Annotated in this window: 11 protein-coding genes and 4 pseudogenes; 6 read left to right on the top strand and 9 right to left on the bottom strand. The window is 56.5% G+C overall.

Annotation, left to right across the window (positions count from 1 at the left end; translation table 11 throughout):
• Positions 1-549: 549 nt before the first annotated feature.
• A complete protein-coding gene (locus tag IVA88_RS16330; protein ID WP_247498251.1) occupies positions 550-903 on the bottom strand; it encodes a hypothetical protein in 354 nt (117 codons plus the stop codon).
• Between the two features lie 237 nt (positions 904-1,140).
• Here IVA88_RS16330 and IVA88_RS16325 point away from each other — a divergent pair, with 237 nt between their 5' ends.
• Together IVA88_RS16325 and IVA88_RS16320 are read left to right on the top strand one after the other, a co-directional pair.
• Positions 1,141-2,316 (top strand): hypothetical protein, encoded by a 1,176-nt coding sequence (locus IVA88_RS16325; protein ID WP_247498250.1) that lies wholly within the window; start codon positions 1,141-1,143, stop codon positions 2,314-2,316.
• A gap of 35 nt (positions 2,317-2,351) precedes the next feature.
• Positions 2,352-3,449, top strand: a complete 1,098-nt coding sequence (locus IVA88_RS16320) for a hypothetical protein (protein WP_247498249.1) — start codon at positions 2,352-2,354, stop codon at positions 3,447-3,449.
• A gap of 5 nt (positions 3,450-3,454) precedes the next feature.
• Here the strand turns inward: IVA88_RS16320 and IVA88_RS16315 are convergent, their stop codons facing one another.
• The 5 genes and pseudogenes from IVA88_RS16315 to IVA88_RS16295 all read right to left on the bottom strand — a co-directional run.
• Positions 3,455-5,845 (bottom strand): S8/S53 family peptidase, encoded by a 2,391-nt coding sequence (locus tag IVA88_RS16315; protein ID WP_247498248.1) that lies wholly within the window; start codon positions 5,843-5,845, stop codon positions 3,455-3,457.
• Positions 5,826-6,599 carry a trypsin-like serine protease gene (locus IVA88_RS16310; protein ID WP_247498431.1) on the bottom strand — a complete coding sequence of 258 codons (774 nt, stop codon included), beginning with the start codon at positions 6,597-6,599 and terminating at the stop codon, positions 5,826-5,828. Before IVA88_RS16310 ends, IVA88_RS16315 begins: the two co-directional genes overlap by 20 nt.
• A gap of 617 nt (positions 6,600-7,216) precedes the next feature.
• Positions 7,217-7,342 (bottom strand): annotated as a pseudogene (locus tag IVA88_RS16305) (DNA polymerase IV); the annotation flags it as partial.
• Positions 7,343-7,392: 50 nt separating this feature from the next.
• Positions 7,393-8,119: pseudogene (locus IVA88_RS16300) on the bottom strand (SOS response-associated peptidase family protein).
• Between the two features lie 3 nt (positions 8,120-8,122).
• Positions 8,123-8,320: pseudogene (locus tag IVA88_RS16295) on the bottom strand (hypothetical protein); the annotation flags it as partial.
• A 100-nt stretch (positions 8,321-8,420) separates the two neighbouring features.
• Here IVA88_RS16295 and IVA88_RS16290 point away from each other — a divergent pair.
• The 3 genes and pseudogenes from IVA88_RS16290 to IVA88_RS16280 form a co-directional block, all read left to right on the top strand.
• Positions 8,421-8,909, top strand: coding sequence for a hypothetical protein (locus tag IVA88_RS16290; RefSeq protein ID WP_247498247.1), 489 nt, complete (start codon positions 8,421-8,423; stop codon positions 8,907-8,909).
• 120 nt (positions 8,910-9,029) lie between these two features.
• Positions 9,030-9,608: a hypothetical protein gene (locus IVA88_RS16285; RefSeq protein ID WP_247498246.1), complete on the top strand. Its 579-nt coding sequence runs from the start codon at positions 9,030-9,032 to the stop codon at positions 9,606-9,608.
• A gap of 287 nt (positions 9,609-9,895) precedes the next feature.
• Positions 9,896-10,120, top strand: a pseudogene (locus IVA88_RS16280) (ribonucleotide-diphosphate reductase subunit beta); the annotation flags it as partial.
• Between the two features lie 309 nt (positions 10,121-10,429).
• Here IVA88_RS16280 and IVA88_RS16275 read toward each other — a convergent pair.
• The 3 genes from IVA88_RS16275 to IVA88_RS16265 form a co-directional block, all read right to left on the bottom strand.
• Positions 10,430-10,642, bottom strand: a complete 213-nt coding sequence (locus tag IVA88_RS16275; RefSeq protein WP_247498245.1) for a hypothetical protein — start codon at positions 10,640-10,642, stop codon at positions 10,430-10,432.
• A gap of 76 nt (positions 10,643-10,718) precedes the next feature.
• Entirely contained in the window at positions 10,719-11,210 is a 492-nt protein-coding gene (locus tag IVA88_RS16270; protein ID WP_247498244.1) for a hypothetical protein, read from the bottom strand.
• 227 nt (positions 11,211-11,437) lie between these two features.
• Positions 11,438-12,220 (bottom strand): phosphocholine cytidylyltransferase family protein, encoded by a 783-nt coding sequence (locus tag IVA88_RS16265; RefSeq protein ID WP_247498243.1) that lies wholly within the window; start codon positions 12,218-12,220, stop codon positions 11,438-11,440.
• Between the two features lie 777 nt (positions 12,221-12,997).
• On the opposite strand from IVA88_RS16265, the gene IVA88_RS16260 reads away from it, so the two are divergent.
• The gene (locus tag IVA88_RS16260; RefSeq protein ID WP_247498242.1) at positions 12,998-14,512 is read left to right on the top strand and encodes an ATP-binding cassette domain-containing protein; all 1,515 of its coding nucleotides are present in this window, start codon (positions 12,998-13,000) and stop codon (positions 14,510-14,512) included.
• Positions 14,513-14,533: the final 21 nt, after the last annotated feature.

Here is a 14,533-nt window from a genome sequence, read left to right as displayed (position 1 = left end):
TCCGGCGCAAGCCCAGGCAAAAGCTATAAGAAGCAATCGAGCTTGGCGAAACATAGGAGCTCCGCAAAAGAAATTTACGCAAATAGGACGGCTTGAACCAAGCCATCATAGGCGCAGAGCAATTCGTCCGCAACCTAAACTGGCTAATGGTCGGAGCCGCTTTCGTCGCCGCGCCTGCATCTTATAGCGGGCGGATCCTAAGTTGAGACCGATCGGCGAGAGCGCTCTGGACAGGTTCCGACCAGCTCAATCGCGCGCAAGAGGCTGCACGGGCGGAAAGATGCCGGCTCATCCGCGTAGGGGAGCGAGCTTCAACGAACGCCAAAGCAGCTGGAATGGCTTCAAGCGTATCGAGCGTCGGGCTAGATCGGCGGTCTTCGATCAAGTTGCGTGGCACGCATCGACTGCTCCAACACCAAACGCATAGCTGCAGATGGGCCTTCGACAAACTGTTGATGCTCCCATAACAGCGGCAATGACCCCATCCATCCTTCCAAAGAGAAGGCGCGAATGGAAAGGGGCGGACTGGCGCGAAACTCCCCTATCCTTCTAATCGGGACATCCTTGATTTATCCAATCAACGATCTCCTGGACCTCCGGGTCGGGAATGAAGGGTCCGCCTTTCGGCATTCTGAATGCGGGACTAGCAATTCCTGTTCGCAAGTCGATCACCAGGTTCGTGCTGGCTCCATCCTTCCCAATCAAGTCCGGCTGTATCAGTTGTTTGCTATGGCCGACTGCAGCCATGAGGTTTGCTTTTGTATCCCACTTGAAAGTCGCGCCGTGTCCGTGCAAGGCCGCGGGGCCATTTTGCTGCTCCCAAGCTGCCAATCCCTGGGCCAGTATCTCTCTGATACGATCAAATCCCATATCTTCTCCTCCACTATGATTTTCATCGCTCATGAATGAGCTTACGAATATATTGTTTGCTCAGCTCGCAGACGCGTCGGGCCACTTAGAAAATCAAGCGCGCTTGCGGTTGCCGGACGCGACGCCCGAGGACTAATTGGCCTCCCGCTCGAACCTGAGGTGCACTTGGATACCCTATCCGACCGGGAGACTTACCATCGGATTGTATTATACATATTGACACGCGGTAGTAGAGAGGTCCACAATTGACTGAGCCAATGGGGGGCACCAATGGCCAGAAGATCATTTTATTCAGCCGTACTTTCATCCTTTAGAGCCTTCGTTTTTACCGTTGCAGCAGCGACCGCTCTCCCAGTCGAATCTGCTGGCGCTGAACCGTGGGACGATTTGCAAGATACGGCGGCGGCAATAAGCCGGCCGGATGAATATGCGTGGAAGGTGTTCGTGTCGATCAATTGGCCGGCGGACATTGCAAAGCGTGCAGCAAACTCCTCAGCAAAATTTGGCGCTGACGGGCCCGTCGTCTGGGAGACCTGGAAGATCGCTCGCGACGTATTCAAGTCCGACGGCAGCGATCCAGGGGCTTGGCTGGATCAAATCAAGCCTTCGGTAAGGGAATTGGCAGACTTTGAAACTCGGCCATTGCAGCAGATTGCGCGCGACGCTCAATTGGGCATCGCACGACCGGCCTTCGACCCGCAAGCCGCGCTGACTCTCACAAACGAAACACGGCTAAACAAGGATACATACGAGTTTGTTCGTTCGAATACCCTCTACAATCTCGACGGACAGAATGCGCTCGCAAAGCAAGGTCAGCTGACGATTTCGTTTCCTAACCGGGCGAAAGAGATCAAGGCGCAGTGGCGACAGATATCCGAGGCTGACAAGCCGAGATATCATTGGACAGCGCTGAAAACGCCTGATGGGCAAGAGCGCATCTATGGCCTTACCGCTCTTCACATAACCACGAAAGACCTGCCGAATTGGTTTTGGGCCACTTTCGAACACGTGGACAATCCGACGCGGTCCGGCAACGAATCGTGGAAGCTCGAATCTCGCGACACGTTTGCTTGTTCAACCAAGCCCTTCAATTGCAATCTTGCTCCGAAGGGGATTGGCCTTGAGGGCACGAAATGGGCGAACTACAGGCTGAGGGGTACGCAGGTCGATTTCATTGACTCGAGGGGAAGTACTACTCTGCTGGCAAACTCGGAGCCGGAGGAGGGATTTCAGACCACGTCCTCGTGCATAACGTGTCATTCTCGCTCCACCATTGGCCCCAGCGGGAACGACAGGCTGGATATCTTCAGGCCTGACGGGCAAAGCTTCAACGGCCCGCCCGATTCAAACTGGTTCATCATCAAGGACGCGAACTCCAAGCAGACGGGCCGATATGCTCAGCTTGATTTCGTCTGGTCGCTATTTCGGGCTAGGCCGAAGAAGTAATTTTCGATCAGCCAATTCCCTTAGTTCGGTGCCTTATGAAGACTGCTGCGCGTGCCTTGAGCATTGGCCTCTTGCTGCCGGTCATGACGGGTTGTACGAGCCTCTACTACGTTCATGATCCTCAGGCGGGCGTAATTTCTGCAGGTCAACTGCCTGGCTTTCTGAAATCTATCCGTTGTGAGCTCGTCACCTTTTACGAGATCGAACGCAGGCGAAAGGTAGCCTATCTTCTATTGGCCAAAACGTCCCCGGACGAGGCCTTCACGCGCTATTCCTATTTCGAGGTCGCACCGAAGCTGTATGGTGCTTTCACGGTCGAACTTAAAGTGACGGATTCTGCCGGCTTAGGAGCCGGGACATCCGAAGACTTCAAGCGGGTCCTGAGCCCGTCTTCGAGCGAAACGGTGCATGTCGGGCCCACGCTTTCGGGACAGGGTACGTACGATCTGATCTGGTCATTCCTGTTGAGGCAAGATGCCGCGCCATTGGCCATTTCATCGGATGAGCTGCCGAATCCGAGCGATCGAGCGAGGTGCTATTCCGCTCCGATAAGGACGTTGGACGATCTCGAGGCGCTAGCCGAGACCTCGCTAGGGGATCCGATCAACTTTACAAGGATCAATGTGAACGGCCAGAAGCCCTTGGCGGCCTGGCTGCGAGACAACGGCTCTCTTATGAGCGAGAACTTCCTCTATCCGGCAAAGGGCGCAGAAAAGGCCGAGCCGGCGCAGATGTACTATTCTTTCGCCGTACAGGTCATTGGCGGTATCGAAGCGAAGTACTCCCTTGTAACCGTCTCCTGGAACCCGCTCGCGGTCCAGGGGACTGGCTCCCTGCAGCAAAACAGCAACCTACAGATCTATATCAATGGGCCTGGCTCGGCGTATGCCAACGCTGCGAAATCCGGCTCGTCGGGCTTCGCAACGCCCAAACCGGAGCTTGGAAGCGCAGAGAACCCGATCCATATCGCTGAGCCGAAGAAGGAGCCCGACAAGGGCAAGACAGGCACCAGCGGGGATAAAATCAAGCCTGCAGCTCGTGAGCCGGAGGCAACAAGAGCTCCTTCCATCAGCCGCGAGCGACCCTATCTGCTGGCTCCCAATGCGGTATTCCCGCCATCTCCCAGCCAGTGATTTGATTACTGCGGCCTAAACTCACAGCTCTCGCAGAACGTGATGCTCTCTACGCTTCTGATGTCTATTGGTTCGGCTGGGGCATAGCTAAGACCGTTGTCGCCAAGCTGTGCTTCCTCAAATGGAATGGCGTCTAATTGACCATTTGCGAGGTCGCATGTTTTGAGGTCGAGCGCTCCTGAGGCTAGAGCTCCCTGCTTTTTAACCACGCTTACTTTATCTTGCTGATCGCTCATACGATGAACCTGGGCAAACGTCCCTTGCGTGAAGGGCGTCCCGCACAAAGTCTTTCCTGGCAGCCATTTTACGCGCCCAAATCGCAACTTGCCGGCGCTAGTGCGTACAACATCAAAGGGTGTCGCCAAGGCGGTGGGAATGTCCAACGCACGCGATGAACGCGTCACCGTCTGAAGATCCGGAAAATAACGTCCGCTAGCAAGAATCCGCGCCTTTCGTCGAGCGCCGGACGCGTACTCGCGAAGTAGATTGGAAGTAAAGGAGACAAGAGGAGCTGCGAAGGATGTGCCGCTCAACACAACCTCATCGAATTTCTTCGTACTCGGATTCCAGTAGGTAGTCGGCACTGCACATCCGGGCGCTGCGATGTCGACGAATGCGCTGCTCTTGTTCGATTTCTTCCAAAAATTGTTATCCGCTCCGATTGCGCCTACCGTAATGACATTTTTGTTGGCAACGCCTCCCCAGCGAGCCGGGACCACGTTTGCAGCGTCTTCGCCATCATTGCCTGCTGCCAGGACAAACAAGACTTGGTTCTGGAGCGCTAGGTATCCGTTAAAGTCTGGAGCTTCTTCGAGATTTTCCAGGTCAAACTTAAGGCTCAGGTTGACCGTCAGGATGTCGGCCCGTCCCCAGCCTGTTCCGGACAGGCTTCTTGTCACTGCTTCGGCGGCAACGCCAAGCTTATTGCCGGCCAGCCGTTGGTAGGCCATCAAGTCTAGGATTAGCTTTCCTTGGGTCTCAACATTGGAGGCAAGCATGTTCTGCTTCAGGACTCCCAAACCTCCTAGCGCCAACGCCAGCACGCCGACGCCATGGCTCGCGTTCTCGGAATTGTCGTTAAAATACTCAGGCGGGCGGGTCACAGACCACAGATAGGGCTCGCGCGCGGGATCGTCGTCTTGGGGGCTTGGGTAGAAGAACATCTTGGTAAACGGAGCCGTATCGACCTGCCCTCGCGGAAAGCCTGTATCAAGCACCAGAAGCAAGCCAGTGCTGGGCATCGCACCTATCGCCTTACGCAGCCGCAATACGGTCTGCAATTCCTCAAGGTTCACTGGCCAAGTGTCTGATGGACCTGGCTTGCATTCCTTGTCATCGCCTCCAAGAGGTTCGGCAAAATATGGACTTATGTTGTTAAGTTGGCCAATTGCAGCAGTCGATCGCGGCGCAGACGTGAATATCTCCCTTGCTGCCACTTTGACGTCTGAGCCCTCTTTCAATGTGATGGGATAAGCGCCGGGGGCAAAATCGGACGTCACGAGACTTGCGCCTGTAGGAATATTCTTAAACCCCTTGATGTCATTGAAGTCGAGCACATCCTGTGCCCGAAGCATTTTCTCGAGCCCAGCCGAGCCTTGAACAAGGCGAGGCTCCACCGTGCTCACGTCATACTTCAACGCGTCCTTCAATACCTTCTGATACTGATCATTGATGGAATTGTTGGCAAGGTGGTCACTGTCTGTACGGGCGACCAGAATGGGTCCAGTGTTCGGTGCGGCCTTCGCCGTCGGCTTACCTTTAACAAGGAAATCGTAGTCGATAGTTTGCGCCCCCCAAGTTGAGGCATCTGAATTCTCAACGGGGTCGAAAATAAAACCTGTAGAAGAGCCCAGGATCGGTATCCATTTGTTCGGTGCTGAAGGTTTTGATTTCGTCGACTGCGGCTTGGATTTTGCAGACTCTTGATACGTTCGCAGTACCTCTTGGAGAGTGCTGCTTTGAACGGGAGTGGGCTTCGTCCAATCAACTCCGGTTTCTGAGACGGGTACCAACGCGAGCTTTTCGTTAGCATATAGGCACGCAGGAAACACCAGCGTAGCCTCTTTCGTGAGGACGAGCTTTCCGCTCTTTATTTCGGGATTGCTGGCGTTGGCCGACAGGAAAACTGGAAGGTAATAACGACGGGCGTTCGCGGTGCCGCATTGCTGGGAGACCAATTGAATGACGTCTGTCCCCGCCTTAGCCGGTATCGACTTCTCTTGTCCCCATTTGGCGACCGCCACGACCAGTTCGGGTGTCAGTTTCTTTGTCTGAATCAACAGATTCACTGGAGGCGACTGGGCAAGCGCACATGGCGCGCTCAGCAGGGTTGAGGCGACGAAAAGGGCAGAGGCGATATTCAAAATCGTTGGAGCCTTAGGGAACGAACCTGTCATGGCAATACAGAACGTTGGAGTGGACGCCACAGATCGTGGTCTTTCTGTCATCGGCCCAATCTCGGATGAACTCGGCTACATCCCCGGTCAGAGGAGTGATGGCTGAGACGCGCGTTAGAGCGGCGTAGCCCGAGTTGATGCCAATGATCGACCTTGGACTGACTGGTTGGTCCTGGTTCGCGAGTACGTAGGCTGAGCCGCCGCTATCGCCTGGGCAGATGACCACCCCATCGTGAGTCCTGATATGGGTGCCTGGGCTGGGCGCTAGTTGAAATACGGTCGCGCTCCCGCCGTAGAGCTGGCCAAAATCGACCTGCGAATTGACGTCCCGGCAGCCGTACCCGAGCAGGAAGAGTATGGACCCTACCGAAACGCGGGTGACCTTAACGTCAAGGTTCTCATAACCGATTGTGTTTGGAAAGGAGTCCTTGCTGAAGCAGAGCGCGACGTCGAACTCCAAAGTATCCCGGCTAAAATGAGGATGCAGCGTGCAAGTCAGATTGAACTTCTTATCGCCAATCTCAACCCGTGCCGTCGTGCCGTCCGGCAAACAGTGCGCGGCCGTTATGACGGAGCGTTCGCCCACGATCGTGCTTGTGCAAGTAAACTTTCCCGCAACCAAATACTTCAGCGTTGCCGGCCAGTTCTTGGTGTCCTGCTTTGCGCCGCCGTCAATCTGAACCACGCCACCGGCACTGTTCGCCGATCCGACCATTACAAGCTCGTCCGCCTTTGCCTGCGCGGACAAGGCCACCAAGAGGCAAACCGCTGTGAAAAGTGACTTCCAGATGCAATCGCGAGGGCTCATAACTGATCGTCAATAGGAAGTGAGGAAAAGCTCTACCTATAGTAGATTGGAAACTCCACCTCGTACAAGCGGTTTTTCGTTGTTTGAACAGATGTTTGGCGGATACGCTGATCTCGTGCTGCGGATCGAGCCGCCAGTGCTTCGCCATCAACCCATCTCCTGAATTGTTTTGGTTGCTACACCCGCGGAATGTTCGAGGAGCGTCTCCCAGCGATCAATGATCAGAACCTTCCTTCACAGCTTCGATCCGCCAACGGCGAGCCCTGTCTCTGGGCCGACCGTCGATCTGGAGGTTTCGGCTATCGAGGATGCCGGCATCCGCGAGGTGCTGCAGACGCCGGGCGCAGCTTATGGGGCTTGGTCCATTCTCGATGCGCTGTTGACGCCAACCGGTCCTGGAACAGCAGGAGCTTGCGCGATGATAATGCAGCCGTCGAGCGATCTTCGGAGCCGCTCGTGAAATCGCCGATCTTCCCGCCACTGACAGTCGCTCTTCCGGCTTCGGATTGGCATGGGCGGGCGCGCATGTATGGAGACCAACGCAGACCAATTGCAATGGGTCAATGGCTGGCTGCCGCCATGATGACTTGCTCGCGGGATCCACCGACGGCGACCGGCTTGTTGCGGAGAGCCAGATTGTCGCGCTGCTCGGTGGACGCATAGAAGGTGTCCATGTAGATATGTATCATCTTGCGCTGGCGGCCCGAGGAAGCTGCCTGGTCATCATCGTCCTCGATGGTCACGTGGCTAGCCCGGCCGTATCTTCCTTGACGCCGCGGGCGACGATCCGGAGCGCACCATCGGCAAGTGGCCGCTGTAGCTTCAGGGCCTCGTCCGGAGGGGCCGTCATCCAAGCTTCGACTTCGTCCGGCGTCGTTAGGATCGCCGGCATCGCCTTGGGGTGGATGGCGCCGACTTCGGCGTTTGGCTCGGTCGTGAGGAACGCGTAGAGGTCGTTAGTCGTCTCACCTTCCTTGACCTTCCGGACAGACGTCCAATTGGCCCAGATGCCGGCGAAGCAGGCGAGGGGACGAGTTTCATCGAGTGCAAACCAGATGTCGCCGCCTTCGGTCTTGTTAAATTCACTGAAGGAGTTGAACGGTACCACGCAGCGATTCTCGGCTCCCAGCCATCTCGTCCAGTGCTTGCTCTTCACGTTGCGGATGTTCGTGGTGCCGCCGTCCGGCTCCATCCGTAGCAGCTCCTTGAAATCGACGGTCTTGCCCTTGGCCTGCAGCTTTTCGGCTCGATTCTTAGTGGCGTCCATCAGCGCTTTTGACGACGACGGCATTCCCCAGCGCGCCGTCGCGAGTTCGCGGCCTTCGGCTCCATTGCGCACGATCGGTGCCTTGTAATCGGGAAAAACCCCCGGCATTGGCGCCAGATTGCCAACGTATCGGTTCACGACGCGGAACAGCGCGCTGATCGCGGCCTGGTTGGTTGTGATCGAAATAGAGATTGCACATCGATCAGGCTTCGGTCCGAGGGTGGCGCGGTTGCAACGTTAGTTGTAGCAGAGTTGCGGAAGGACGCCGGCCCGCCTTGGCGCATTTGCGGCAGCGCAGCCGGCTTGCGAGGTCGTGCACGAAGGTGGTCGGCGGATGCTTCATTGCCGCAAGGTCAACGTCGCTCGGCGTCTTGCAGCGCGCACACTGGATCTCCAGCCATGAAAGCCAGATCCAGATGCACAGGTCGGGAAGATGGTCCATTGAGATACCGCCCAACCAGGTCCTGGATGCTGCATCCGCGAAAGCGTTGGAGAGGGGGGTGTCCGACGAAGCGGCATTCCGTAAGCTCCGGCTCACTCTCGACCTACCTATGATCAGGGAGTTCTCCGGTAAGTTCGAGATCTATCTCGTCATTGAGGAGTGGGTCAACAAAAGCCTGGGCTTCAGAGATTGTAAAATCTACTTCGACTCAGACCAGATCGACAACGGTGAACCTGACTACATGGTCTCGCAATGGATTCCGACGCATAGCCTGGACGAGTACATGGCGGACGTCTGGCCATGGCTGTCATATGAATACTTCGATGAAGTGCCGGAGCGATCAGGAGCCGAAGAGGTTGAAGAGCACAAGATCAACGTGGTGTTGAGTGATGTCGGCAAGGCAATTATGACGCTTGAAGAATATTACGAGCATGGCATCGAGGTTAAAGAGCCAGACGTGATTGACGACAATTTCCTCGATGATGAAGCCGAAGAGTACTACCGCTCGCTGAGGGAAGACTCGGGTGAGCCCTACGATGAGAAGTAATAGATGAGGCTTGGTAGCTTTCGGAAATCGTTTGGAATGATGGACTGCATCTCCTTGCTTCATCTCCGACCGGTGGTGTGGTCTCGCTTTTGGGCGGTCAGTAGTTCTCCAACTGCCCGTATGACGGTCCTCATCCCGCTGATCGGTTATCTGATCATCTTCAACGCAAAGATCTCAGAATACCTGCACGTCATTAGTGAGCTGGGTGGCTCGCCGGGCGACGTTGCTGTCTCGCCCAGGCTGTTGCTGATCTATTTCGGGCTCTGCGCCATTGCGGCGGCGGTTGCCATCTACTCGTGGCGCTGCCCGAACGCTGTCAAATACTATGGCTCTGCCAACGCGTACGTCTCTGCGGTCAAGGACGTGAGTGGCGATTTCCCGATGGTCGATATCGAGAAAGCTTTCACGCACAACAATGACAAATTCTTCAATGAGTACTGGGAAATCCGCGACCGGTACAAGAAAACGAACCCAGATGGGCAGTCCGAAACGGATGCGCAGAAACGAGAGATGTATCTCGGCTATTTGCATCTCTATTACCGGTACCTGGACGAGCTTCATCCCATCTCGCGTATCCTCGTCGCTCTCTTTTATTCCATCGGATTCGTCTGTCTTCTCATCCCGTCGGCTGGTGTGTTTTGGAGAGTGTGCCAAATCCTCTGGCGAACACTGACACAGAACTTTGGGTCGCTGTTCTAAGTTGCCAACCTTTGGTAGGCTGTGTGCACAATGGGACGTGGCAAAGAATAAGTCTCATGAAGACACGAACGCCGTAGGGCGTCTTCTGACGTTGCTTGCCGATCTCCCAGCTGACTGGCGCGACAGGATGCACGCCATTTACAACGGCGGCGGCTCTGATGCTGAGGTGAAGGCGGCTATTGCCGTACTACCCCCGGCTAGAGCGATGAGCAACGATTTGTGGGACGATTTGCAAAAGCGCGAGCCAGCATTTTCGGAAGTCATAAAGGAAGGTCGCTTGCTTGCTGAGCCTCGGCCTCGATGAGGGCGAGCTGTTCAATATGTACCGCGAGGTGCCCTCGATCACCGACAAGGCGGCATGGGCACTCAAGCACACCCAGCATCTGGACGATCTGTCGTTCGAGACCGGAACGCCTGACAACGACCGCGCCTTGCTGCGCGATCTCGTGGCGTTCTACGTCAAAGGCATGTGGTTCTACACGGGGTTCGCGCAGATCTTGTCGCTTGTCCGAGGCGATGGACCTGAAGAAGGAGAAGAACTTCTTCGAGACCGCGGACGTCGCTATGCTCACGCTCTTGCGGGTGCCATTTCACTTGTTGCGATGCGCCTGCGGCGCACGCAGTTGGGGTCTGCGACCCCACCGCGGACAAGGGCCATGCGAGCGCCGCAGGCGGCGCCCTTGACCGCCTTCCCCGCTCATTGGCGCGCCTAGTCCGGTTGCATACGCAACCGTCCCACAAGGTTAGGAAATCCGATCTCAATTGAGACGACGCGCCGTGGGCGTTAGGCTCGCCCGGTGATCAGCTAACGAGCAGCGGTCTCAGACTGGAATGATCGTCATCAGGGTTTGATCAGGTAAATTCGGTCTGCCTTGCGCCGCGTCGTAGACCTTGATTTGGATGGCCGGAAACCGGCCCTTAAGCTCAATGACCGCCCTGCGTGCGCCTTCTCTGGTGGAGAAGGTCGCTTTAGAGTGGCCATCGACAATGATCGCGAACCCTTCGAGCGGAAGGTCGTCCAGGCGCTGGTGCATGATCGTTCAATATCCCCGTGCAGCGGATTTGGCGCGAGTCGTGGGGACTGTTAGTGCTGACCGCGACCCGCCAGCCTCAGTCGAACAAGCGTCGGATCGCGACGATGCGCCAACGAGCGCCGTCGAACCATTTCTCCGCGGCGCTGCGAGCTGAGTCCTCGTTCAAAGCTTTGAGGTCGGTCTTCAAGTTCCGCTCGCCGTCGGCGAGCTGAATTCGAAACATCGCCATTTGCGGGCCTCCCTTTGTTTGGAGGGGAGGTTGGCGTTGCGTGGTTAATGAAAGGTTAATGGTCGCCGCCTCGGGCTCCCTACGGCCGACCTTCGATCGGATGGCATCGCACAGAAAGCTGAAGGGGACCCGTTGGGGTCGAAATGAACCTTTCGATCCAAACTGCTCGAATAAGCCATTGAATTCGCAAGAAATGCGAACGCCCTCCGAGCGCACCATAAACTCTCGTCTACTGTCAGAGCGGGCTTCTGCACCGGTGGCCGGAGACGTCGATCTCTCATCCGGATTGACCATTTTCCGGCCCGAAGCTGGCGCGTCTTCAGCGGAGCGCGTCGCCATGCGCATTGCGGCAACGCAAGTGCATGTTCCGCCACGGCGTTGATATTCACGTGGTTTCTTGCGACGAACACGTCGGCATCGCGAAGACCGCTCGAAAAGTCTCTGTCATTGACCTGCTCTACTTCGTGGTAGGTTGCAAGTTGCCTGGTCGTGGCGGGTTGATAATGACCAAGGAGCCGAACTTTCATCACACATCCATCAGTGGACATTGCGCTGATTGAAGCACTCTAACAGGCCATTTCCCTCTTTGGTGCGAACATCGCTTCGGCGAGGCTAAGATCATTCTCGTTGTCGATGTCAAACAACTTCAATTCGTCACAGCGAGCTGCCGCGATCCGTAGACTTCGATTCCAGACAAGCGGGCCAAGCAGTTCCTCGATACAGAACTTCACGACACCGTGGCCGATCAGATCGTCGAGATGTGGGACGAGAGTCTGACGGAGGTCGACTCCGGAAAAGCGAATGAGATTCATGGTCTTGAAAAGACGTGGGTAATCCGCATCCAGATTCGCAGCCGTCTGCTTTGTCCGCACCTCAGATATGAAGTCATCATTGTCCAAGACTACAGCGGGGCCCTCCATGGATTGGTCGAATGGCGCGACTGCCGCAACGTTTTCGGCGTTGACCGCTCCAAGGTTTCGCAGAGCGTCTAGCTCGAAGAAGACGTCGCCTTCTAGCAGATAGGTATCTCCGTTGAGTAACGCATGACGCGCCAACCACAAGGAATAGGCGTTTCCTGTTGCGTCGTATACCGACGATTCAACGTAGTTGATGTCGAGCTTGCCGAAGCGACGGCCGCATGCGAATTGGATGGCATCCTTTCGATAGCCGACCACGATGGTCACGTCCTCGACGCCGACGGCTTCCAAATGACGGAGCGCATTGAAGAGGATCGGGGTCCCTCCAACCGCGACCAGCGGCTTGGGGCGCAGATCGGTCAGGGGGCGCAAGCGGGATCCGAAGCCGGCAGCGAGAATGACGGCGTTCTTGGGGGAAGGCGATACAATCATAGCGTTAGTCCTTTCCACTGCCAGGTTCGACGCTGCTGTTGAGACATTCCACCAGCCGGCTCCGCCCTGTCTCTAGTATGGCGGACGGAACTCCACAGGACAGGCGAAGACCCATCGGATCTCCAAAAGCCATGCCAGACACTCCGGCCGCACCTGCCCGCTTGAGCAACTGATTGACGACATCACTCAACTGGAGATGATGTGACGTTTCGATAAGTAAAGCTGCGCGATAGCGTTTAGCGCAACTATCAAACCTGATAGGTATGGAAGGACGGCTTAGTTGTTGCGCAATGGCAAGTAAGAAAAGAGGGCGCGCGATTAACTCACCACCACGCGTTGGCTTTGGTCCCTTCAAGATCGACTCGCAACCTGATCTTCTTACAGCAGCGCGCTAATGGACCCTCGCCCAACCAACGTGTCCAGAGAGGCGTGGTCTCTACGCTATCAACCAAAAGTCTCGGCTAAGTACCGCCTTATTCCCTTTCGGTGGTCTCCTGTTGTGCGGCTAGCGGCCAGGCGCGTTGTCGCCGGTAGGATCGCGCACCGCCAGAGGACAAGAAGGGTCTTGCCCGGATGCGATTGAGTTGGTACGATCCTGTACCCCAAGGTTGAAAGCGGAGGGGAAGGTCCATGAATCATCATAGCCGCCACAATCCAACCCGCGGACCTGTCTGCGCCCTGCGTTTTACCTCGCGGGGCTGACCAAGGAGCGTATCGCCGTCTCGTTGTCAGCCATTTGCGCGCGTTTTGTCGCGCTCACTGACTTATGAGACTGTAATGTCACTTATTGCCATCAAAGACCTTTCTCTAACCCGTGTTGACTCGCTCTTCTCCGGCCTGAGTTTCTCAATTGGCAAAGGCGACCGCCTTGGCCTTGTCGCGGCCAACGGACGCGGCAAATCATCACTCCTTCGTATCTTAGCCGGCCAGGAAGACGCAGCGGCGGGGGGCGTTACCCGCACACGCGGACTGATAGTGGCTGCCGCCCCACAAGATCCACCCGAACGGCTCAAGTCGCTCAGCTTCCAAGATGCAGTGCGCGAAGCACTTGCTCCGGAGGTCGCCGAGACGCAAGGCTGGCGGGTCGATGTCCTGCTCGATGATCTTTTCGTGGACGAATCCATTCGGGGCGTTGCTGTCCATGCTCTATCCGGCGGGTGGCAACGGACGATGCTTCTAGCGAGGGCCGCCATTGTCGAACCTGACCTGCTCCTGCTGGATGAGCCGACAAACCATCTCGACATCGGCCGGATCGGCGTGCTGGAAAGGTTCCTGGCAGCGTTGCCTCGCGATTGCGCCATGATCGCAGCAAGCCATGACCGGGCCTTCCTCGACGACGTGACCAACCGTACGTTGTTCCTGCGCCCAAAGGAAAGTGCAGACTTTTCTCTGCCCTATTCTCGCGCCCTGCAAGCGTTGGAGGATCACGACGCGGCGCGAAAAAGACAGTTCGAGAACGATATGCGCAAGGTCAAGGTTCTTCGACAACAGGCGGCGAAGCTCAAGAACATCGGCATCAACTCCGGGTCCGACCTGCTGGTGGTGAAGACAAAGCAGCTGTCGGAGCGGGCAGACAAACTCGAGGAGCGCGCCCGACCAGGGCATCTGGAGCGTTCGGCAGGAACCATCCGTCTAACCAACAGCGGAAGTCATGCCAAGGCGCTGGTCGCAATCAAGGACACTGCCATCGTCACACCGGATGGGAGGCCGCTGTTCCGTACCGGTACGAAATGGATCGAGAACGGGGATCGGGTTGCTCTCCTGGGAGGAAACGGTACGGGTAAGACAAGGCTGATCGAGCGGTTGCGGGCGGCTGTTGCGGGATCCGATCCGGATATCCGTGTCGCCGCGAGTCTCAAGTTGGGATATTCGAACCAAGCGCTATCACAGCTCGAGATGTTCAAGACCCCGCAGGACGCTTTCAAGAGCCTGAGCAGTCTCCCGGATCAACAGGCGCGCTCCCTGCTCGCAGGCGCCGGCGTCGGTATTGACGCCCAAACTGCGCCCATATCTCGTCTTTCGGGAGGGCAGCGAGCGCGGCTTGCCATGCTTCTTCTGCGCTTGCTCCAGCCAAACTTTTACCTTTTGGATGAGCCAACCAATCATCTCGATATCAACGGTCAGGACTCGCTGGAGAGCGAATTGGTCGAGCACGGTGCGGCTTGTCTTTTGGTCAGCCATGATCGAGCGTTTGTCCAAGCCGTGGCGACGCGAATCTGGGTCATCACGGGTCAGCGACTTGTCGAGGTTGATGACCCGGTGCCGGTCTTTGACAAGCTGATGTCCAGCTGATCCTGCATTGCCTGGCGCGTT

Source organism: Bradyrhizobium sp. 149, assembly GCF_023073915.1.
GTDB lineage: Bacteria > Pseudomonadota > Alphaproteobacteria > Rhizobiales > Xanthobacteraceae > Bradyrhizobium.
The sequence above is the reverse complement of the archived record's forward strand: the minus strand, read 5'-3'. Positions and strand labels throughout refer to the sequence as shown.